This window comes from Winogradskyella sp. PC-19, assembly GCF_002163855.1.
GTDB lineage: Bacteria > Bacteroidota > Bacteroidia > Flavobacteriales > Flavobacteriaceae > Winogradskyella.
This window is the reverse complement of record NZ_CP019332.1, coordinates 375,451-399,457: the sequence shown is the minus strand read 5'-3', so window position 1 is coordinate 399,457 and position 24,007 is coordinate 375,451. Positions and strand designations below refer to the sequence as shown.

At 32.7% G+C, this 24,007-nt stretch carries 16 protein-coding genes; 9 read left to right on the top strand and 7 right to left on the bottom strand.

The window, feature by feature from the left end:
- The first annotated feature begins 1 nt into the window (after position 1).
- The 3 genes from BTO05_RS01860 to dnaN all read left to right on the top strand — a co-directional run bounded on the left by BTO05_RS01860 (position 2) and on the right by dnaN (position 3,394).
- Positions 2-496 carry a hypothetical protein gene (locus tag BTO05_RS01860; RefSeq protein WP_087491024.1) on the top strand — a complete coding sequence of 165 codons (495 nt, stop codon included), beginning with the start codon at positions 2-4 and terminating at the stop codon, positions 494-496.
- A complete protein-coding gene (gene gldG, locus BTO05_RS01855; protein ID WP_198295248.1) occupies positions 489-2,156 on the top strand; it encodes a gliding motility-associated ABC transporter substrate-binding protein GldG in 1,668 nt (555 codons plus the stop codon). The genes BTO05_RS01860 and gldG overlap by 8 nt, the downstream gene beginning before the upstream one ends.
- Before the next feature lie 119 nt (positions 2,157-2,275).
- Positions 2,276-3,394: a DNA polymerase III subunit beta gene (dnaN, locus tag BTO05_RS01850; RefSeq protein ID WP_087491023.1), complete on the top strand. Its 1,119-nt coding sequence runs from the start codon at positions 2,276-2,278 to the stop codon at positions 3,392-3,394.
- 73 nt (positions 3,395-3,467) lie between these two features.
- Here the strand turns inward: dnaN and BTO05_RS01845 are convergent, their stop codons facing one another.
- Positions 3,468-3,833, bottom strand: a complete 366-nt coding sequence (locus BTO05_RS01845; RefSeq protein ID WP_232459761.1) for a DUF4870 domain-containing protein — start codon at positions 3,831-3,833, stop codon at positions 3,468-3,470.
- Positions 3,834-4,269: 436 nt separating this feature from the next.
- The gene (gene mnmE / locus BTO05_RS01840; RefSeq protein ID WP_087491022.1) at positions 4,270-5,661 is read right to left on the bottom strand and encodes a tRNA uridine-5-carboxymethylaminomethyl(34) synthesis GTPase MnmE; all 1,392 of its coding nucleotides are present in this window, start codon (positions 5,659-5,661) and stop codon (positions 4,270-4,272) included.
- 122 nt (positions 5,662-5,783) lie between these two features.
- Here mnmE and BTO05_RS01835 point away from each other — a divergent pair, with 122 nt between their 5' ends.
- Positions 5,784-6,935 (top strand): TlpA disulfide reductase family protein, encoded by a 1,152-nt coding sequence (locus BTO05_RS01835; RefSeq protein WP_087491021.1) that lies wholly within the window; start codon positions 5,784-5,786, stop codon positions 6,933-6,935.
- 48 nt (positions 6,936-6,983) lie between these two features.
- On the opposite strand, the gene BTO05_RS01830 is transcribed toward BTO05_RS01835, so the two are convergent.
- Positions 6,984-9,035, bottom strand: coding sequence for an HD family phosphohydrolase (locus BTO05_RS01830; protein ID WP_087491020.1), 2,052 nt, complete (start codon positions 9,033-9,035; stop codon positions 6,984-6,986).
- Between the two features lie 114 nt (positions 9,036-9,149).
- Here BTO05_RS01830 and BTO05_RS01825 point away from each other — a divergent pair, with 114 nt between their 5' ends.
- The gene (locus BTO05_RS01825; protein ID WP_087491019.1) at positions 9,150-10,328 is read left to right on the top strand and encodes an acetyl-CoA C-acyltransferase; all 1,179 of its coding nucleotides are present in this window, start codon (positions 9,150-9,152) and stop codon (positions 10,326-10,328) included.
- Between the two features lie 9 nt (positions 10,329-10,337).
- Positions 10,338-11,087, top strand: a complete 750-nt coding sequence (locus BTO05_RS01820; protein WP_087491018.1) for a C40 family peptidase — start codon at positions 10,338-10,340, stop codon at positions 11,085-11,087.
- 48 nt (positions 11,088-11,135) lie between these two features.
- Here BTO05_RS01820 and BTO05_RS01815 read toward each other — a convergent pair whose 3' ends face one another.
- Both BTO05_RS01815 and gyrA read right to left on the bottom strand, forming a co-directional pair.
- Complete coding sequence (locus BTO05_RS01815) at positions 11,136-12,413, bottom strand: tetratricopeptide repeat protein (protein ID WP_157662511.1); 1,278 nt, start codon at positions 12,411-12,413, stop codon at positions 11,136-11,138.
- A gap of 24 nt (positions 12,414-12,437) precedes the next feature.
- Positions 12,438-14,966: a DNA gyrase subunit A gene (gyrA, locus tag BTO05_RS01810; protein ID WP_087491016.1), complete on the bottom strand. Its 2,529-nt coding sequence runs from the start codon at positions 14,964-14,966 to the stop codon at positions 12,438-12,440.
- 260 nt (positions 14,967-15,226) lie between these two features.
- On the opposite strand from gyrA, the gene BTO05_RS01805 reads away from it, so the two are divergent.
- Both BTO05_RS01805 and BTO05_RS01800 read left to right on the top strand, forming a co-directional pair.
- Positions 15,227-17,779, top strand: a complete 2,553-nt coding sequence (locus tag BTO05_RS01805; RefSeq protein WP_087491015.1) for an ATP-dependent Clp protease ATP-binding subunit — start codon at positions 15,227-15,229, stop codon at positions 17,777-17,779.
- Between the two features lie 139 nt (positions 17,780-17,918).
- Positions 17,919-18,227: a hypothetical protein gene (locus BTO05_RS01800; RefSeq protein ID WP_157662510.1), complete on the top strand. Its 309-nt coding sequence runs from the start codon at positions 17,919-17,921 to the stop codon at positions 18,225-18,227.
- A gap of 33 nt (positions 18,228-18,260) precedes the next feature.
- On the opposite strand, the gene hutH is transcribed toward BTO05_RS01800, so the two are convergent.
- Positions 18,261-19,817, bottom strand: coding sequence for a histidine ammonia-lyase (gene hutH / locus BTO05_RS01795; RefSeq protein WP_087493253.1), 1,557 nt, complete (start codon positions 19,815-19,817; stop codon positions 18,261-18,263).
- Positions 19,818-19,821: 4 nt separating this feature from the next.
- Positions 19,822-21,381 carry an NAD(P)H-hydrate dehydratase gene (locus tag BTO05_RS01790; protein WP_087491013.1) on the bottom strand — a complete coding sequence of 520 codons (1,560 nt, stop codon included), beginning with the start codon at positions 21,379-21,381 and terminating at the stop codon, positions 19,822-19,824.
- A gap of 177 nt (positions 21,382-21,558) precedes the next feature.
- Between BTO05_RS01790 and thrA the strand changes: the two genes are divergently transcribed.
- A complete protein-coding gene (thrA, locus tag BTO05_RS01785) occupies positions 21,559-24,006 on the top strand; it encodes a bifunctional aspartate kinase/homoserine dehydrogenase I (RefSeq protein ID WP_087491012.1) in 2,448 nt (815 codons plus the stop codon).
- Position 24,007: the final 1 nt, after the last annotated feature.

The following is a 24,007-nucleotide window of genomic DNA, read 5'->3' as shown; positions in this document are numbered from 1 at the left end:
TATGATTATCACTCCACTTTTAGTCATTTTTATGCTAGTTGTTTTTATACTACTCTTTCTGTTTTTAAACACAGTTGACAAAAGAAAATGGCTCACAGGATTAATAAGTTTGGTACTGACACCTTTAGCATATTTTTATATGGTTTATCCGTTTATAAATATCGTAAGTAATTACCATCATCAAAAATATTTTGACGCTGAAGCTTGGGCAGAAAAACCTGCTTTACGCTACGAAATGATAGATTCTACGATAGAAACTGATACTCTAAAAGGTAAGTCAAAAACCGAAATCGAATCACTTTTAGGAAAAGCAGAATGGTTATCATGGGACAACGCTAAAAAAGCACATGATGCTAATAAATGGAATTACGGTTTAGGTATTGAACCAGGTGCTTTTACTGACGAAAAGGGTAACTTAGAAATAACATTCGATAATAATAAAGTGAAAACTTTAAAAACCTATAACGAACCACTAGTATTTGATAAGGATGAATAAATCAAAAATCACATATATAGTTTTTATACTGGCGATGGTCGTTGTGCTAAATATTATAGGCAACTTTATCTACAAACGCTTTGACCTTACAAAAGATAGTCGTTATACGCTTTCTGAAACGACAAAAAATATTGTTGATTTAGCAGATACCCCATTAATTATAGATATTTTTCTAGAAGGTAATTTACCATCAGAATTTAAATTACTTCAAACAGAAACCAAACAGCTTATTGAAGAGTTTCAAACTCTAAATCCTCTTGTAAAGGTAAATTATATAGACCCACTAGAAGATGAAGCAAATCGTGAAAATATTATAAGAGAACTAACCAAAACTGGCTTAGAACCATATGTAAACAGTAAGAAGATAAGTGGTAAGATAACACAAGAGCTTCTTTTTCCATGGGGATTTGCAAGTTACAAAGAGCGTACAGTAAAAATTCCTTTATTCAAAAAGAGCGTTGCTGAAGACTTACAAACTCAGGTCTCTAACTCAATTCAGCAATTGGAATATAATTTTGCAGATGCTTTTAATCAATTAACTAAAGAAAAATCAAAAGCTGTTGCTATTTTAAAAGGCAATGGACAACTTAATGATATAAACATCGCTGATTTTCTTCAGACCATAAAGCCTTATTATAATCTAGCTCAGTTTACATTAGATTCTGTAACAACAAATCCACAATCAACTTTAGACAAATTAAAAAAATACGATGTCATTATTTCAGCAAAACCAACTGAAGCATTTACTGAAAACGAAAAACTAGTTTTAGACCAGTACACCATGTCTGGTGGTAAAAGTCTTTGGTTAACTGAGGCTGTTTTTATGGATAAAGACAGTTTATATAACGATTCTGGTGAATCGGTAAGTATAGCAAAGGACTTAAACCTTAATGATTTTTTCTTTCAATATGGAGCGCGAATCAATCAGAACTTAGTTAAGGATTTGTATTCTGCTCCAATTCCGTTAGCTATTGGTGAAGGTAATAATACACAATTTCAGCCTGTACAATGGCAATATTCACCTTTAGCTACATCTAATTCTAAGCATCCAATAAGTGATAACGTAGATTTAGTCAAATTTGATTTTACAAGTCAGATTGATACTTTAAAAAATACTATCAAAAAGACAATCTTGCTACAAAGTTCTGAACGCACTAAACTTGAAGGTCCTTTAAAAAAGATTTCTCTAGCTTCTGTCACAAAACAACCTGACGAAGAAAATTACAATCAAGGCAAGCAAGCGTTGGCCGTTTTATTAGAAGGTGAATTTAACTCAGTTTATAAAAACAGAATCCAACCATTTGAAGTTAAAAATTTTCAAGAAAAGAGTCCGTCTTCTAAAATTATAATTGTCTCTGATGGTGACGTCATTAAAAACGAAGTTTCTCGTGGCAGACCGCTTCAATTAGGTTTTGAACGTATTACTGGTCGTACGTTTGGTAACAAAGAGTTTTTGCTCAATGCAGTTAATTATCTATTGGACGATACTGGACTTATAAACATTAGAACTAAGTCAATAGAGGTTGCATTTTTAGATTCTGAAAAAATTGAAGATCAAAAGAGTATCTGGCAATTAATCAACATAGCTTTACCTCTGTTGCTTTTAGGCGTTTTTGGTTTTATGTTTAACTACTTTAGAAAGCGTAAATACGCACAATAGTTTTAATTTATCTAATAAATTACGAGTACATTTTTAGAAACAAGTTGTTAATAAGTTTGTTTCATAAAAACAAGCGATTAAGATATATTTGTAAGACTTAATTATACGAAATACATCAGATGAAATTTATAGTATCAAGTACATATTTATTAAAGCAACTTCAAGTTTTAGGTGGAGTTATAAACAGCAGTAATACCTTACCAATTTTAGATAACTTTTTGTTTGAATTAAATCAATCTAGCCTCACGGTTTCAGCAAGTGATTTAGAGACAACAATGTCATCGAAAGTCGAAGTAGAAAGTGAATCAGAAGGAAGCATTGCTTTACCAGCAAGATTATTATTAGATACGCTTAAGACATTTCCTGAGCAGCCATTAACTTTTGTCGTTGAAGAAAATAACACCGTAGAGATTAGCTCTAATCATGGTAAGTATGCCTTGGCTTATGCTGATGGTGCAGAATTTCCAAAAGCAGTAGCATTAGACAATCCAAGTACCACGAGTTTAGAAGGAGATATTCTAGCAACAGCAATTAGCAAGACTATTTTTGCTGCTGGTAATGACGATTTAAGACCTGTAATGAGTGGTGTATTTTTTCAGTTTTCACAAGATAATCTAACCTTTGTAGCTACTGATGCTCACAAATTAGTTAAGTACACTCGTGAAGATGTTTCTGCAGATGCAGTAGCAGAATTTATTATGCCTAAAAAACCTTTAAATCTTTTAAAAGGTATTTTAGCAGGAAGTGAAGAAGCTGTTACTATAGAATATAATGACTCTAACGCTAAATTCACTTTTAATAATTCTGAATTAGTTTGTCGCCTTATTGATGGTAAGTATCCTAACTATGAAGCGGTAATTCCTAAAGAGAATCCCAATAAATTAGTTATTGACCGAACACAGTTTTTAAACTCTGTACGTCGAGTTAGTATATTCTCCAATAAAACTACGCACCAAATAAGATTAAAGATTGCCGGAGCAGAATTAAATATTTCTGCTGAAGATATCGATTACAGTAACAAAGCCGAAGAGCGCTTAAGCTGTGATTACCAAGGTGATGATATGCAAATTGGTTTTAACTCACGTTTTTTAACAGAAATGATTAATAACCTTAGTGCAGATAATGTACAACTAGAGATGAGCTTACCAAATCGTGCTGGTATTTTGACACCAACTGACGGTTTGGATGAAGGAGAACATGTAACAATGCTTGTAATGCCTGTAATGCTTAATAGCTAAGCTTTAAGAAAACAATAAAACTAAAAAAGGCTCGCAAAAGCGAGCCTTTTTTGTTTATCCCTTTAACAAATAACTAACTAATAAAATTAAGAGACAATGGGTAGCTAGGTAATTCGCCATTACTAGCTTTTATAGCATTTATAATTGGTAAAACAAAAGCAAGAATACCAACTAGAATTAAAGTCAAAATTCCCAATCCAAAAAAGATAATTAAAGGAATACTAATTATAGAATACACGATAACACTAAGCTGAAAATTAATTATCGCTTTGCCGTGTGTATGCATGCCTTCTACTCTATCTTTCTGAGTCGCCCATAATACTAAGGGTACAATCAAGCCACCAAAACCAGTTAAACAAGTTAATAGTTGACATAAATGTGTCACAACCAATAGTTGGTTGTCTTTTCGCATTGAGATTTCGTAATAATTTGATTCCATGATTGTCAAGTTTAATAATTTGACGTCAATACTTAATAAATGTTACACAAAAAGAGTACAAAATATTTTGTACTCTTTTCATAGGTTCAGTAGATATGACTCGTCAGTTTTTTTCCCCCTTTTTCTCACTAGTCATAAACTTAACCAACACACCAATTAATATTATGCAAACAAGTGCAAAAACACCAATCATTACTACACCATTACTCCAATTATATAGAAGCATACTTAAAGAATATATCATAGTTACTATTTTTTGATTTAATACTTAAATGTAAAACTAAAGTATTTAACAAAATATGATTTAAGTCATTGTTGAAATATATGAAAGTTGTTTATCTAAAAACGAATAATTATAAAAAGGCTTATTAATATATTTATTTAGTTAATTTTGAATATAAATTAATGATTTTAAGTGTTTTGAAAATTATTTACTTTACTTCCCAATACAGAAATTAGCAAAAATATTACCCAATAAATCATCTGTGGTAATCTCTCCAGTAATCTCACCAAAATGAAATAAAGCCTGACGGATATCTATAGACATCAAATCTCCGGAAAGTCCCATTTCCAATCCCGATTTTACTTTACTAATTTCTTCCAAAGCTTTTAATAATGAATCATAATGACGCGTATTTGTCACAATGGTTTCATTATTTCTCAAAGCACCTGTATTTACAAATCCAACCAACTTTTGTTTAAGTTCCTCAACACCATCACCAGTTTTTGCAGATAGTAAATGAAGGTCTTGGAATTCAGATTTTATATTATTTAAGTTAACTTCTTGAAGTGTATCAATTTTGTTAGAAATGATTACTAAAGGTTTTTGAGGGAAGCGATTTCTAATTTTCTCAATCTCTAACTTAAGTCGTTTGCTATCTGTCATAAACTCTTCAGCAGAAAATAGAAGTACAACAACTTGAGCTTGTTCCATCTTCTCGAAAGTTTTTTTGATTCCAATACTTTCTACAACATCTTTAGTGTCTCTGATACCCGCAGTATCTATAAATCTAAAACCTATACCTCCAATAGAAATTTCATCTTCAATAGTATCTCTAGTTGTACCTGCAATATCAGAAACAATAGCTCGTTCTTCATTTAAAAGGGCATTTAGAAGTGTGGATTTACCAACATTAGGCTCACCAACAATAGCTACAGGTATTCCGTTTTTAATGACATTACCTACAGCAAAAGAATCTATAAGACGTTTTAAAACAAACGATATACGATTTACCAAGTCTTTGAATTGACTGCGGTCAGCAAACTCTACATCCTCTTCTGCAAAGTCTAACTCTAATTCAATTAAACTAGCAAAATTCATAAGCTCTTCTCGGAGTTTTGCAATTTCACTAGAAAAACCACCACGCATTTGCTGCATAGCAATTTGGTGAGATGCTTCATTATCACTTGCTATCAAGTCTGCTACCGCTTCAGCTTGACTTAAATCTAATTTACCATTTAAAAAAGCACGAAGTGTAAACTCTCCTGCATCTGCCATACGACAGCCATTTCTAAGAAATAATTGAATGATTTCTTGTTGAATGTATTGGGAACCGTGACAAGAAATTTCAATAACGTTTTCTCCAGTATAAGAATTAGGGTTTTTAAAAACTGAAACTAAAACTTCGTCAATTACTCTTGTGTTATCGACAATATGCCCAAGATGAATGGTATGCGACTTTTGATTTACAAGGGATTTTGATGCTATAACAGGCTTAAAATTTGAGTCAGCTATAGCAATTGCATTCTTACCTGAAAGCCTAATTACAGCAATTGCACCACTTCCTGAAGCAGTAGCTAAAGCCACAATAGTATCGTTACTAATCATAATCAAAAAATCTTTAAAGCAAAAGTAATGCTTTTACACATTTTTAAGATATAATTTACATTTCTATATATACAAGCTTTGCGCTAACTTTTTATATTTGTGCAAGATTAAAAAACCAAATTATGAAAAAATTTATATGTATTGCTTTTTTTAGTTTATTCTTATTCAACTGCGAAAATGAGCCTAAAACTAGTTATGTTATTGATGGCAAGGCCGAAGGCGTTTATAACGGAATTCGTGTTTACTTAAACAAAGTTAATGAGCGTGGAGCTCCAATACCTAAAGATACAGCAATAGTAATGAATGAGACATTTTCTTTTGAAGGAAGTGTAGAATATCCGCAATTATATTACATAAGTATAAATGGTACTCCCGGAAGGTTTCCAATAATCTTGGAGAATGGAAAATCTAGTATCAACATTGATAGTAAAGTTTTAGATAATACTATTTACGTTGGTTCTGATAGTCACGATGTACTAAAAGCTTACCAAGACAAAATGGATGCTTTTGATGCAGAATACATGAAGGCTAAAGACAATTATAAAGAGGCAGAATTTTTAAATGATACCGCTAGTATTAAACGAGACCGTCAGGTATTGGTTGATTTGACTGATAAGATTAATAATTTTCAATATGAATACGTTGAAGAAAATAATAGTAGTTATGGCATGATGCCTATATTAAATACGCTTATAAACTCTAGAGATGTAGATTTTAATCGCGTTGTAAAAATATATGAAGCCACAAGTGATAATATAAAATCTTCAGAAGAAGGTGTTAGAATGAAAAACACTTTGGATAAAATGAGACTAGTTTTTGAAGCTGAAAAGGCTACCGCAATTGGCGAGATAGCTCCCGGTTTTTCTGCACCAAATCCAAATGGAGAAGTAATTTCTCTTAAGGATGTAGTTTCAAAAGGGAAAGTTACTATTATCGACTTTTGGGCAGCATGGTGTGGTCCTTGCCGTAGAGAAAATCCTAATATTGTAAAGGTTTACAATAAATATCACGAAAAAGGTTTAGAAATTATCGGAGTAGGCTTAGATGGAAGACGCGGGCAGCAAAATCCAAAAGAAGCATGGGAAAAAGCTATAGAAACAGATAATTTGACTTGGCATCAGGTCTCTAACCTTAGGTATTTTGATGAGATTGCTAGAACCTACAGTGTAAACTCCATTCCAAGAATGTTTATATTAGACAGCGATGGAAAAATAATTGCAAAAAATCTTAGAGGTCAAGCTCTAGAAAATAAAATTTCTGAATTGTTAGATTAACCAAAAAAAAGATATAATAAAAGAGCCAGTTATTAAACTGGCTCTTTGTTATTCAGGATATTCGATTCGAAGATGATAAATATTAGCCAATTTAAGTTTCAAAACTTTTTTTATAGCCTCAATATCTCTAAACGTAATATCAGCATTTAAAAATTGACCATTTTCAACTTGCTTACTTATTATACTTTCGACAAAAGCATTGATTTTTGTACTTGTTGGAGATTTTAAACTTTTTGAAGCAGCTTCGACACTATCGCACATCATTAAGATTGCTGTTTCTTTACTAAAAGGTTTTGGGCCTAAATAAGAAAAGTGTTTCTCATCAACATCTTCATTATTGGCTTTTTCTTTCATGTAAAAATAATATATGGTACTTGTCCCGTGATGTGTTCTAATAAAATCAATGACTCTGTCTGGTAAATTATTCTTTTTGGCAATTTCAATACCATCTAATACATGATTTACAATAACATTGGCACTCTCTTTGGGCGACAATTCATCATGAGGATTAATTCCTGTTGATTGGTTTTCAGTGAAAAAAGTTGGGTTCTTCATTTTTCCGATGTCATGATATAAAGCACCAACTCTAACAAGCATGGCATTAGCGCCTATTTCATTTGCAGAAGCTTCAGCAAGATTTGCAACATTTAACGAATGATGAAAAGTACCAGGAGCTTTATTAGATAACTCTTTTAATAATTTGGTATTAGTATCAGATAATTCTAGTAATGATACGTCAGATACTAATCCAAATAGCTTTTCATATATATATATTAATGGCTGGACAAATAATGTAGCTAAACCACCTAAAACAAAGTATCCAAAAGTCTTCCATTCTACATTAAAAATCTGTCCTTCATGAATTACAAAAAAAGCAAAATAAGCAATAATGTAAATCAATGTTATTTGTCCAACAGAAATAAATAGATTTGCTCTTTTATAAAGTTCAGAGACGGTCAATATTGTAACAATACCAGCTATAATCTGTAGAAACATATATTCGTAACTATTAGGTACAACAAAACCTAACAACAATACAGTTAAAACATGAGCAAACAAACCTAAACGTGCATCAAAAAATGCTTTTAGCACCAATGGTAAAATACATAATGGTACTACATATAAATATTCCGAATTATAATTAATCACAAGTGTTGTGAGTAGTATCATAACAACAATATTGAAGAAAATAAAAGTAACCTTAGTATTATTTTCAAATACATCTGCTCTATATTTTCTTAAAAAAAGTAACAACATCAATAACGCTAATGCAACTAGCAAGGTATATGCTACTATAACCCAATTGTAATTGTTTGAACTCCATACTTGAGATTCATATTCGGCCTTTAAAGAATCTAGTACATTATATTGCTCTTCCTCTACAACTTGCCCTTTAGATATTATCAAAGTACCTTCAGAAACTACACCACGAGTTGGGGAAATATTAGATAATTTTTCCTCAAGTACTTTATCTGTTAAAGACTTATTGAAACTTACATTAGGCTTAACCAAATCGAAAAACAGCGAAATAAAATCTTCTTTATATTTTTGAAGATTATTTTGTTCTAACTGCAATTCAAGGTAATTTCTGATTTCGTTTTGTTCTGTTAAGGCTTCAAACTGAATTCTTTTAGCTTCAATATTATTTTGAATGAGAACAACTTCTCTATCATTATTATAATTATATATAGAATTTAAAACTCCACTTTCATATAATTGATTTAAGGCTTTTTGACCTGTATTATAAAGTAATACTCTATTATTAAAACCAGAAATTGTGTCTAAAAAGACTGTATTAAACTTGGGGATATAATTATCTAATACTGTGTTTTTTATACTGGTATCTATATCAAAATAAATCTCACTTTTACTTATAATATTTTGATTCTCATTCTTTAGTTGAGTCTGGGACTTTTTTATGGCAAAATCGAAAGGCGCATACAAATTCTCGGATTGCCAGGGTTTTGCTTTTTCGAAGGAATATCTAAACTTTCCTGTTTTAGGAAATAGATATACAATAAAAAATGTAGTACTTAACAGCAGAAGTAGCTTATAGATTAGCGCATGATTCCGGTACCATTTATTTATAAGTTCATTCATATACAATCAAATGTAATAAATATATGTATTTTGAGGTTTGTTTAAGAGATTTTTCATTCTCAAATCTCTTAAAAATCATTAAATTCGCATCAGCAAAAATTAAATAAATGTCATATGAATAAAGATGTTGTAATAGTATCCGCAGTAAGAACACCTATCGGTAGTTTCTTAGGCTCATTATCTACGATTCCTGCTCCAAAATTAGGTGCGACAGCAATTTTAGCTGCTTTGGAAAAAATTAACCTTAAACCAGAACTTGTAGAAGAAGTTCTTATGGGTAATGTAGTTCAGGCTGGTACAGGACAAGCTCCAGCTCGCCAAGCTGCAATCCATGCAGGTATTCCAGATAGTGTTCCTTGTACAACAATTAATAAGGTTTGTGCCTCAGGAATGAAAGCTGTAATGCAAGCTGCTCAGGCTATACAACTCGGAGATGCAGACATTGTTGTTGCTGGCGGTATGGAAAATATGAGTTTGATTCCGCATTATTATCATGCAAGAACTGCTACTAAATTTGGTCCAGCTACTTTTGAAGATGGAATGCAAAAAGATGGTCTTGTTGATGCTTATGACAACAATGCGATGGGAGTTTGTGCAGATGCCTGTGCTACAGAATATAAATTCTCAAGAGAAGACCAAGATGCTTTTGCTGTCCAATCTTACGAGCGATCAAAAGCTGCATGGGATTCTGGAAAATTTGATAACGAAGTTATACCTGTCGATGTACCACAAAGACGTGGGGACGCAATAACAGTTGATAGAGATCAAGAATATACAAATGTAAAGATGGAAAAAATTTCAGCTTTGCGACCAGCATTTACAAAAGACGGTACAGTAACTGCTGCAAATGCTTCAACTATCAACGATGGAGCAGCAGCAATGGTATTGATGAGTAGAAAAAAAGCTGAAGAATTAGGTTTAAAACCTCTTGCCACAATTAAAAGCTATGCAGATGCAGCACAAGAACCTAAATGGTTTACTACTGCTCCTGCTAAAGCTTTACCGAAAGCTATAGCAAAAGCAAATTTGTCATTAAATGAGATTGATTATTTTGAATTTAATGAAGCTTTTTCTGTAGTTGGGCTTGCAAACATGAAAATATTAGGACTTAATGATAGTAATGTCAATGTAAATGGTGGAGCAGTTTCTTTAGGACATCCTCTAGGTTGTTCTGGCGCTAGAATATTAGTTACCCTGATTAATGTGTTAGAACAAAATAATGCAAAATACGGAGCTGCAGCTATCTGTAATGGTGGCGGTGGTGCATCTGCACTTGTTTTAGAGCGTTCATAAATAGATTTTATGCAATACGGTATTTGTAATCTTGGTATTGTGCCCATGCGTTTTGAACCGAGTGATAAATCTGAACTCGTTTCACAAGTGCTCTATGGCGAGTCCTTTAAAGTATTAGAAAAAAGAAAAAAATGGAGTCGTATTCGTATATCATATGATAAATATGAAGCATGGATAGATAACAAACAATATAAAGAAATTACCGAAGCAGAATATAAATTATTATTTAATACTCAACCTTTACTTTCAACAGATTTACTCGAATATATTTCTGACACAAATAATAGCATTTTTACTATACCGCTTGGATCTACACTTAATGGTTTAGATATATTAGGTCATTCTTTTGATGGGAATACCCAATCACTGATTAATGATAAAGCTGAACTCATAAAAACTGCTTTTTCATATTTAAACGCACCTTATCTTTGGGGTGGAAAAACGCCATTTGGTATAGACTGCTCAGGATTTACTCAAATGGTTTACAGAATAAATGGACATAATCTTAAACGTGATGCTTCACAACAGGCTACACAAGGTGAAGCCTTAAGTTTTATTGAAGAAAGTGAGCCGGGAGATTTAGCTTTTTTTGACAATGCAGAAGGCGATATTATTCACGTAGGTATTATTATGGAGGATAACTACATTATACATGCCCATGGTAAAGTTCGTATTGATAGATTAGATCATAGTGGTATTTATAATGTTGAAACAAACACACATACTCATAAACTCAGAGTTATAAAAAAAATTATATAAAAAAGGCAGTCATAATTGACCGCCTTTTTTATATATAATAAGCATGTTTTAATTACCAGCAGCTTCCATGTCAGCAATTTTTTGCTTCATTTCTTTATACTTATCTGTCATAAATGCAGTACTGTAAATATCTCTTAAATATTTTGCAGTTTGTAAATCTGGTTTTAAGTTAAATGCCTTTTCAACAAAAGGAATAGCTTTTTTATATAAATCTAAACGCTTATCTTTTAATACATCATAACGTGCATTGTCAGCTGAAGAGTTTCCTAAACCATTCATCTCTTTTACAATGTCTTCATCAGCATCTAAAATCAATGCACCCATGTTTAAGTGTGGCTCAGCCATCTTAGGATTTAGTTTAGCAGCTTCTTCAAAATATTTCATAGCCATTTCATTTTCAGAGATTTCCATAGCAAAAATTCCGAAATTCATTTGATTAAGAGCATCACCTGCAATTAAGCTACTAGCACCTTCTAATAAAGGCTTAATTTTATCTTTCTGATCAGATACCAAATATGCTTTAGCCTCAGCAATTACTAATTGCATATCATCTGGGTTATACTTTTTTGCTTGTGCTATAAGTTCTAGAGCTTTATCAGCTTTGTCTTGACTAGAATATATTAAAGCCATGTACCTTAAAATCTCACCTTGTTTAGAAGGTAATTTTTTATCTTTAGGTGCAATATATTTTTTAGATTTAACAGCTACGTCACGTAATTGTTTACTATTAAAAATCTCCTCAAGACTAGTTTCTTTGTTTATAGCAACATATTGAGTAGAAACACCTTTATAATTTAATTTCTGAAGTTTCTTATAATACTCAAGAGACTTATCATATTTCTGAGCATTTAAATAAGAGGAAGCAGCAGCATATAAATACAAAGTATCTTTTGGGGATAGTGTATAGGCACGATAAAATTTATCTCCAGCAGCGTCATTAGCTCCTTTTTTTGAAGCATCGTAAGCAGACTGAACAACAGATTCAAGTATTCTACTTTTAATAGATAATGCTTCAGTTATGTACTTTGACTTACCTGTTTTTTCTTTTAGAGTCATTAAATTAGAAACAGCTTCTAAAGCTGAATCTATATCGTTGTTAGCAATAGCACCATTAGAAAATAATGACTTAGCTTTAAGAAAATAAAATTTATCTTTCATTTTATCATCCATATTTGCTAATAAAGATTCTGCTGCTGAAACGTTTGTTTTTGCTACAGCAAAATTATTACTCTTTAGCGCCTTTTCGATAGCCTTAATTTCGTTCTTTTGAGCAAACGACATTGTGCCAATTACAAGTGCGCAAATTAAAGTTATTAGTTTTTTCATTTTGATTATATTTTTTAGTTATTCTTAGTTTTCAGTTTCAGTATTATCAATAGCCGTGCCATCTTCATTTGTTACCTGGGTATCAGATGATTCATCTTCTAAATCAGCTTCTTCCTCGTCTTTCATAACCTTTGCAACAGCAGCAATAGAATCGTTGCCTTTTAGATTAATAAGCTTAACACCTTGAGTTGCTCTACCCATAACTCTTAAATCAGAGACTTCCATTCTAATCGCAATACCAGACTTATTTATTATCATTAAATCGTCTTCATCTGTTACATTCTTAATCGCTACTAAATTACCTGTTTTATCTGTAATAGAAATAGTTTTTACGCCTTTTCCACCACGGTTAGTAATTCGGTAGTCCTCGATACTAGAGCGTTTTCCGTAACCGTTTTCTGAAACTACCAAGATTTCTGACTCTGTATCGTTAATGGCTATCATACCAATAACCTCGTCCTTGTCATGTTGTAATCTGATACCTCTTACACCAGAAGCATTACGACCCATTGGACGTGTTTTTGCCTCTTCAAATCGTATAGCTTTACCAGAACGCAATGCTAACATAACTTGACTTTCACCTGTAGTTAATTTAGCTTCTAACAACTCATCATTTTCTTTAATAGTTATGGCATTAATACCATTAGTTCTTGGACGAGAATATTGTTCTAAAGAAGTTTTCTTTACTTGACCATTCTTGGTGGCCATAATTACATAATGACTGTTAATATACTCTTCATCCTTTAAGTCTTGAGTACAGATAAATGCCATTACTTTATCATCCTGTTCTATATTGATAAGATTTTGGATTGCTCTTCCTTTTGATGTTTTACTTCCTTCAGGAATTTCGTAAACGCGCATCCAGAAACATTTTCCTTTTTGTGTAAAGAATAACATGTATTGGTGATTAGTACCAACAAATAAATGCTCCAAGAAATCTTCATTACGAGTAGTTGACGCCTTTTGACCAACACCACCTCTATTCTGAGTTTTGTATTCAGTCAAAGAGGTACGCTTAATATAACCCGCATGAGAAATAGTGATAACCACTTTCTCGTTTGGAATCATATCTTCGATACTTAAATCTCCTCCAGCATATTCTATATTAGAACGGCGTTCATCACCATACTTACTTTGCACTTCAAGCAATTCTTCTTTAATGATAGACATACGACGATCTTTCTTATCAAGAATATCTTTTAAGTCTTCAATTGTTTTCATTAATGCATCATACTCAGCTCTTAACTTGTCTTGTTCTAAACCAGTTAACTGACGTAATCGCATCTCCACAATGGCTTTTGCTTGTATTTCAGTAAGCTCAAAACGTTCTATTAATTTTGCTCTAGCTTCTTCTGCATTTGAAGACGCACGGATCAATGCAATAACTTCATCAATATTATCTGAAGCGATAATTAAACCTTCTAATATATGTGCTCTTTCTTCAGCTTTTCGAAGCTCATATTTTGTTCTACGAACAACTACTTCATGTCTGTGCTCAACAAAATGATGAATCAAATCTTTTAGATTCAACATTTCTGGTCTTCCGTTTACTAAAGCAATATTATTTACACTAAAAGAAGATTGAAGTGCTGTGTACTTATATAATTTATTTAGAACGATATTAGGAATCGCATCACGCTTTAAAACGTAAACGATACGCATACCATTTCTATCAGATTCATCTCTAATAGTAGATATACCATCAATTTTTTTATCGTTAACTAAATCCGCTGTCTTTTTAATCATGTCAGCTTTATTGACCTGATATGGTATCTCATTAACGATAATACATTCTCTACCGTTAACTTCTTCAATATTTGCTTTACCTCTTAAAACAACGCGTCCTCGACCTGTATGAAAAGCTTCTTTGACACCATCATAGCCATAAATTGTTCCACCAGTAGGAAAATCAGGAGCTTTGATGTGTTGCATTAACTCATCAATTTCAATGTCATTATTCTCTATGTAAGCAACCGTTCCGTCAACAACTTCTGTTAAGTTATGTGGTGGCATATTAGTTGCCATACCAACTGCTATACCTGATGCTCCGTTTACTAAAAGACCAGGGATTCTGGTTGGCAAAACTGTAGGCTCTTGAAGTGTATCATCAAAATTTAGCTTATGATCTACCGTATCTTTATCGATATCTGCCAACATGTCTTCAGAAATCTTTCGCATACGTGCTTCTGTGTAACGCATTGCTGCAGGACTATCACCATCAATAGAACCAAAGTTTCCTTGACCATCAACTAACATGTAACGTAAACTCCACTCTTGTGCCATACGCACCATAGTATCGTAAACCGATGTATCTCCGTGTGGGTGATATTTACCTAAAACTTCACCTACTATTCTTGCTGATTTTTTGTGTGCAGTGTTTGCTCTAACACCAAGTTCGTGCATACCGTATAAAACACGTCTATGCACAGGTTTTAATCCATCCCTCACGTCTGGTAATGCACGTGACACAATGACTGACATCGAGTAATCGATGTAAGCCGATTTCATTTCATCTTCAATGTTAATAGGGATTAATTTTTCGCCTTCTGCCATATTTTTTAATATTGATTAAATTGTCTTAAATTATGTAACGTGCTAATATACGCATTTTAAAGCGTTCTAAGACACTTTCTCGGTTTTCCATCGCCTATTTATTAACAATTTTTATAACCAAAATCGTTAATAAGTATATGGCTCATAATTTTGATTTACACCCTTTTTTAAGTCTATTCGTTAATTAAGTATTAATAAGGTATAGTTTTTGTCTTATTATTATTGAATTTAGTATTTTTAATGCAGAACGAATTTTTAATATGGACGATAATTTTTCACCAAGAGTAAAAGATGTAATTGCTTACAGTAAAGAAGAAGCCTTGAGATTAGGTCATGATTTTATTGGGACAGAACATCTTATGCTCGGACTTTTAAGAGACGGAAATGGTAAAGCTATAGATATCTTGAATTCTTTGGATGTAGATTTAAATCATCTACGCCGTAAAGTTGAGATATTAAGCCCTGCTAACCCTAACATAGCTGTAGCCTCTAACGAAAAGAAAAACTTGCATTTGACAAGACAAGCCGAGCGTGCTCTAAAAACTACTTTTTTAGAAGCAAAATTATTTCAGAGCACATCTATAAATACTGCACATTTATTATTGTGCATTTTACGAAACGAAAACGACCCTACAACTAAGCTTTTAAATAAGCTTAAAGTAGATTATGATAATACAAAAGAAGAATTTAAATCTATGATAACAAACGATGACGATTTCTTAGAAACACCAAAGGCAGAATCATTTTCTGATGATGACATGAATGAATCTGAAGATAATGCTAAGCAAAATCCATTTGGCGGAACACCTCAAAAAGGAAACAAAAAGTCTAAAACACCAGTTTTAGACAACTTTGGTAGAGATTTAACAGTATTAGCCGAAGAAGGAAAACTAGACCCTGTTGTGGGTCGAGAAGAAGAAATACAACGTGTTTCTCAGATCCTTAGTAGACGCAAAAAGAATAATCCGCTTTTAATCGGAGAACCTGGAGTTGGTAAATCTGCTATTGCTGAAGGTTTAGCTTTACGTATTGTTAAACGAAAAGTTTCCAGAACTTTATTCAATAAACGTGTGGTAACTCTAGATTTAGCAAGCTTAGTTGCTGGCACAAAATATAGAGGTCAATTTGAAGAACGTATGAAAGCTGTTATGAATGAACTTGAAAAGAATGATGATATCATCCTTTTTATTGATGAAATTCATACTATTGTTGGTGCTGGTGGAGCTACAGGGAGTTTAGATGCTTCTAATATGTTTAAACCAGCTTTAGCACGAGGTGAAATACAATGTATTGGTGCAACGACACTTGATGAATATAGACAATATATAGAGAAAGATGGCGCTTTAGAACGTCGTTTTCAAAAGGTTGTTGTTGAGCCTACAAGTGTTGAACAAACTATTGAAATCCTTAACAATATTAAAGGTAAATACGAAGAACATCATAACGTTAATTATACCGATGAAGCTATAGAAGCTTGTGTAAAGTTAACCAATCGTTACATGACCGAACGCTTTTTACCAGACAAAGCCATAGATGCTTTAGACGAAGCAGGCTCAAGAGTTCATATAACAAATATTGACGTTCCTAAACAAATTATTGAGTTAGAACAAAAACTTGAAGAAGTAAGGGAAACAAAAAATAGTGTCGTTAAGAAACAGAAATACGAAGAAGCTGCTAAACTCAGAGATGATGAAAAACGTATAGAAAAAGATTTAGCTTTAGCACAAGAAAAATGGGAAGACGAGACTAAACTACATCGAGAAATGGTAACTGAAGAAAATGTTGCTGATGTCGTTTCTATGATGACTGGTATCCCTGTTAATAAAATTGCTCAGACTGAAATCAACAAACTAGCAGAACTACCAAACTTAATAAAAGGTCGTGTTATAGGTCAAGACCCTGCTGTTGCAAAAGTAGTAAAAGCTATACAGCGAAACAGAGCTGGACTTAAAGACCCAAATAAGCCAATTGGTTCGTTTATCTTTTTAGGTCAAACAGGTGTTGGTAAAACGCAGTTGGCTAAAGTATTAGCTAACGAGTTGTTTGACAATGATGATGCGCTTATCAGGATTGACATGAGTGAATATATGGAAAAATTCGCTATCTCTAGACTAATAGGTGCGCCTCCAGGATACGTTGGTTATGAAGAAGGTGGACAATTGACAGAAAAAGTTCGACGTAAACCATATGCAGTAGTTCTTTTAGATGAAATCGAAAAAGCTCATCCGGATGTTTTTAATATGTTATTACAAGTTTTAGATGATGGTTATTTAACAGATAGTCTTGGTCGTAAAATTGATTTTAGAAACACGATTATAATAATGACATCAAATATTGGTGCACGTAAATTAAAAGACTTTGGTACAGGCGTTGGTTTTGGAACTTCTGCAAAGGAATCTCAAGCTGCAGACCATGCAAAAGGCATTATTGAAAACGCCTTGAAAAAAGCATTTGCTCCAGAATTTTTGAATCGTATCGACGATGTAGTTGTTTTTAATACACTTGAAAAAGAAGATATTAATAAAATTATTGATATCGAATTAGTCAAATTAATTGCACGTATCAAAGATTTAGGCTATGAATTGAAATTATCTAAGAAAGCTAAGGACTATATTGCAGACAAAGGTTTTGATTCACAGTATGGTGCTAGACCTCTAAAAAGAGCTATTCAGAAATATATTGAGGATGCTTTGGCTGAAGAAATCATTAATTCTAAAATTCAAGAAGGTGATACTATTTCTATGGATTTTGAAGAGAAAAATAATGAATTAACTATTAAAGTAAAATCTTCTGAGAAACCGAAGGAGTCATAATTTTAAGCATTCTAAATCCTAAAACTCCTTCTTACCGAAGGAGTTTTTTTGTACTTTAGATTTTTATAATTTTATGACAGATTCTTTACATCTTTATTTTTGTGACATCACTATTTTCAAAAACTATTTTATCGTTGTCATGAAAGAAGGCACCGACATTACTGTTGGTCATAGTGATGTACTTTTTGATATTAGTAAAACATATTTTGGCGGAAAACAATTCGTTTACATAAGTAATCGAATAAATTCTTACTCTGTAAATCCAAATGTGTATAAAAAAATAAATGAGATTGAAAATTTGGCAGGGTTTGCAGTCGTTTCATACGGCTTCAAAACAAGCGGTAATGTGAAAATTGAACAGTTGTATTTCGATAAGCCTATTGAAGTTTTTGACAACATTAATGATGCAAAGGAATGGGCTAAATCAGTTGTAAAAAATTTAACTTAAAAAATTTCAAATAAAATCTCGAAAAAGAATATATTATTCAAGATTATTCTCTAATAAGCTCACTTTAACTCCATAATCGTTGAGGAAAAGTTCAAAATCTGTGATATTATACTTCTTCAAAAACTTTATACTCTTCTCAATATCATCATGAAGAATTTCATCTTTCTTGATAAATGGTACCTCTTGCCTGTAAGTTTTTAAAAATAATTCAATAAATTTAGAAGATTTGAGTGGTCTTCTAAATTGTAAAGCTTGACTGGCATTAAACAATTCTATAGCAATAATACGTTCTACATTTCGAATAAGATTATAAGCTTGCGTAGCTGCATTTGCACCCATACTTACATGATCTTCTTGTCCATTACTAGATACTATACTGTCAATACTAGCAGGTGTTGCTAGCTGTTTATTTGCACTAACAATACTAGCTGCTGTGTATTGAGGAATCATAAAACCAGAATTTAGACCTGGGTTATCTACTAAAAATGCAGGTAAACCTCTAAGACCTGATACTAATTGAAAAATACGACGTTCAGAGATGTTACCAATTTCTGCCATGGCAATTTTTAAATAATCAAAAGCTAAAGCCAAAGGTTGGCCATGGAAGTTTCCTGCAGAGATAATCTCGTCTTCATCAGGAAAAATATTAGGATTATCAGTTACAGAATTGATTTCAATTATCATCGTTTTTTCAACAAAGTCAATAGTATCTTTAGTTGCACCATGCACTTGCGGAATGCATCTAAAAGAATACGGGTCTTGCACGTGCTCTTTTTCACGATTAATTAACTCGCTTCCTTTTAAAAATTCCGTAAAACGTCTCGCTACTTTTAGCTGTCCAGCATGAGGTCTAATTAAATGAACCAAATCATTAAACGGGTCAATTCTACCATCAAAAGCGTCTAAAGATATACTAGCAACAATATCGGCTAAGTAAGATGTTTTGTGAGATAGTAATAAACAGTAGACACCATAAGCAGTCATAAATTGCGTGCCATTTAACAATGCTAATCCTTCTTTTGCTTCAAGTTTTATAGGTTTCCAATTAAACTTTTTTAATACAGTTGATGTTTTAACAAGTCGGTTTTGGTATGTGACTTTACCTTTTCCGATAATTGGTAATGATAAATGCGCTAAAGGCGCTAAATCACCCGAAGCACCTAGCGAACCTTGTGTATAAACAAATGGAAAAATATTATTATTAAAAAAATCAATTAAACGTTTAACTGTTACTAATTGCACACCACTATGCCCAAAACTCAAAGACTTAATCTTAAGTAAAAGCATGATTTTTACAATCACCTCAGGAACTTTATCTCCAGTACCACAAGCATGAGACATGACGAGGTTTTCTTGAAGTTTGGTTAAATCTCGTTTTGAAATTTTTACATTATACAGAGAACCAAAACCAGTATTGATACCATAAAACGGTTTGTCGCTTTCAGTTAGTTTAGCATTCAAATACGCTTTTGATTTTTTTATTCTTAAAACCGATTCATCAGAAAGCTTTATTTTCTTCTCATTAAAAATAATATCGTTAATATCTTTTAGAGTAAGTTTTTCTGGCGATATAGTGTAATATTTTGACATTTTGTTACGCGTTTTCGTTGGCTTGGACATCTTCCTCCACTTGAGGCTGTTCTGGCTGTTTAAATAAATCTATATAAGCTTCTGCCAGATAATCAATAATATTTCCAGCCATCAGACTCTGATACCCAAATTCTTCGAGTGCTATATCTCCTGCTCTACCATGAAGATATACACCGAATAAAGCTGCTTCTATTTCTGAATAACCTTGACAAATTAAACCTGTAATAACTCCTGTTAGTACATCACCAGAACCTGCTGTTGCCATTCCTGGATTCCCTGAAGTATTGACATATAATTTGTTACCATACACTGTAGTTGTATGTGCGCCTTTTATAACAAGAATAACTTTATACTTTAATGAAAATTCTTTTGCTCTTTTAAGTTTATCAAAATCATCAGACCACTTTCCGACCAAACGTTCTAGCTCTCTTAAGTGAGGTGTTAAAATAGAATTTTCAGGAACTGATTTTAAAAGTGTTTTCTTTTTAGAAATCATATTCAAAGCATCTGCATCAATAACTAGAGGCGCTTTTTGGGCTTTCAAAAAAGTTTCAAAAGCTTTGACTGTTTCTGTTTTAGTCCCCAAACCTACTCCTATTCCGATAGCTGTTGGCGTAATGTCAAATTTAATTGAATCTATATGAGATTCATTATCTGACGTAATTACCATAGCTTCTGGTAAACTCGTTTGCAAAACAGTATAACCGCATTTCGGGATATAAGCAGTAGCAACACCAGCACCAATTGCCAAAACTGACTTTGTTGCCAAGTTAACAGCTCCAATTTTCCCGTAACTACCACCAATAATCAATCCATGTCCATAAGTACCTTTATGACCAAACTTATCTCTAGGCTTGTATATCGGTAGAACTTCATTTTTTGAAATTAATTCTATCTCAGTTTCCGTAGTCATTAAATACTCTCTATCAATACCAATGTCAATAACTTCCCATTGTACTGTATAATCAGACGTTTCAGGCAAAAAGAATACCAATTTAGGAGACTGGAAACTTAGGGTGTAATTCGCCATAACAACACCGTCTTTGTCATCAACTGCTTTATCGGTATATAATCCTGAAGGTATATCAACTGAGAGTGTAAATGCTTCTGAAGCTTTAAAATGCTTAAATAATAATTTAATCCAATCTTCAATTGAACGGTTAAGCCCTATTCCAAAAATAGCATCTACAATAATATCGTCTTTATGAATTGAAGGAAAATCTGTAGCACATTTTAATAATTGGGGCCACTTTTTGGTTACCTCTTTAACTTTGTCATAGCTCGTCAAAAAATCTTGAGATCGACTATTACCACAATTTACTACATATGTTTCGACATTATAACCATGAGTAATTAGATGTCGTGCCAATACTAAACCATCACCACCATTATTACCTATACCACAAAAAATATGAATCGGTACTTGCGCACCTTGCATACGCATATGCATCCAATTAAAAATTTGTAAACCAGCACGCTCCATTAATTCAGAAGCTGGTAATTTTTGACGTTCCTCAGTGACTCTATCACCTTCATATATTTGTGCTTTGGAAAAGACCTTCATATTATATACTGTTCATAACAACTCATCTGTTTTTCGTCAATTTCATAAAACAAAATGTAAACCAGTGTTATTGTTTTTTTATTCTCGTAAAAATAATACATTTGATTAGTATTGAAAGTTAAATATCAAGATGCTTATATCTTATTTTTTATAGTATTAGAATTTTAAAGTTACAGTATGAAGGTTTTAAAATTTGGTGGCACCTCAGTTGGCTCAGCTTCAAACATAAACAAAATTATTTCTGTATTAGACTCAGCATCTAAAGATGCTAAAATAATTGCGGTTGTATCTGCTATTGGAGGCGTTACTGATAAACTATTAGATGTAGGTGATTTAGCAATAAAAAAAGATGAAACCTACAAAGAAACTTTTAACGAAATAAAAACCATACATACTGACATCGTAAAGGAACTGATACCAACAAATCACGATGCTGTATTAGAAGCTATAGATACAAAATTTAAAGATTTAGAAAACTTACTTGATGGTTTATTTTTACTTAATGAATTAACGCCTAAAATATCAGATAAGTTGGTAAGTTTTGGCGAGTTAACATCTTCATACATCATTTCCAAAACTATGAAATCAAGAGGTATGGATGTTGTTAGGAAAAACACGCAACAGCTAATAATTACTGATGCTAATCATGAAAATGCTGAAGTAAAACTTAGTGTAACTACTACTAATATTCAAAACTATTTTAATACGTCAAAGCAAACAATTACTATTCTGCCTGGCTTTGTAGCAAAATCAGAAACTGGCGACATAACAACTCTGGGACGTGGTGGTTCTGATTATACAGCGGCAATAGTTGCCGCAGCATTAAATACTGAAATTTTAGAAATATGGACTGATGTCAGTGGTATGTATACTGCAAATCCAAAAATTGTAAAACAAGCAAAACCTATTGATTATATGTCTTACAGAGAAGCTATGGAGCTTTCTCACTTTGGAGCCAAAGTATTATATCCGCCAACAGTACAACCGGTTTTAGATGCAAATATTCCTGTGCTCATAAAAAACACAATGCAACCTGAGGATGCTGGCACCAGAATTTCAAACGAAACTGATAGTTCAATCAAAACTCCAGTAAAAGGTATTACTAATATTAGTAATATAGCTTTATTGACACTGCAAGGCTCAGGAATGGTTGGAGTACCTGGGTTTTCGAAACGCTTATTCGAAACATTAGCGCAAGAAAAAATCAATGTCATTTTTATAACACAAGCCTCATCGGAGCATGCCATTTGTTTTGGTATTGACGAAAAAGATACAGACAAAGCTCAACGCGCTATAGATGCAACTTTTGAATATGAGATAACTCTCAAAAAAATTGAACCGATAGTCGTCGAAAATCAACTGTCTATCATTGCATTGATTGGTGATAATATGAAAAATCATCAAGGCATCAGTGGTCGGATGTTTAGTACACTAGGCAAAAATAATATCAATGTAAGAGCAATTGCGCAAGGTGCATCAGAACGAAACATTTCTGCTGTAATAAATGAGACAGATGTAAAAAAAGCGCTTAACGTTTTGCACGAATGCTTTTTTGAAATCCAAGCAAAACAACTTAATGTTTATATCGTTGGTGTTGGAAATGTAGGAGAACGTTTAATAGATCAAATTGAGCAACAACATAGTTTTCTTAGAGAAAAATTAAAAATTGATGTTCGCATAGTTGGACTTGCTAATTCTCGAAAGATGGTTTTTAATGATCAAGGTATTGACTTGCAAGACTGGCCTTCGGCTTTCGATTTTGCAGAGCAATCTAATCTAGAACGCTTTTTTAATAAAGTTATAGACCTAAACCTACGCAATAGCATCTTTGTAGATATTACTGCAAATGAAGAAGTTTCAGGTTGGTACTCACAGTATCTTAGACATAGTATTTCTGTAGTTGCTTGTAACAAAATTGCATGTTCTAGTTCTTACGAATCCTATAAAAACCTACATCATTTAGCTTCAAAATATAATGCTTCCTTTCTGTACGAAACCAATGTTGGTGCTGGGTTGCCAATCATAAACACATTAAATAATTTAGTCGCTTCAGGAGATAAAGTCACCAGTATACAAGCTGTTTTATCTGGAAGTTTAAATTTTGTTTTTAATAATTTTAGTGACCGAACAAACTTTCATGATACGGTAAAACGTGCTCAATTTGAAGGTTATACAGAACCAGACCCACGTATAGATCTAAGTGGTATTGATGTCGCCAGAAAAATATTGATACTCGCTCGAGAAAATGGTGGCGAAATAGAAATCGAGAATATTAAAAACGAATCTTTCTTAACTAAAGCAAATTTAGAAAGTGATTCTATTGATGACTTTTATGATACTTTGAAAGAAGACGAATCGCATTTTCAAGCGATTTATGCTTCGGCTAAGGAAAATAATTGTCAATTAAAATATGTCGCTGAATTCAAAGACGGTAATGGTAAAGTTGGGCTTCAAGAAATCCAAGAAGGTCATCCATTTTACAATTTAGAAGGTAAGGACAACATTGTAATGTTTTATACGGAACGTTATCCTGAACAGCCGTTAATAGTAAAAGGAGCTGGAGCTGGAGCCGATGTTACAGCTTCAGGACTATTTGCAGATATCATTAAAATAGGTAATAGATAAG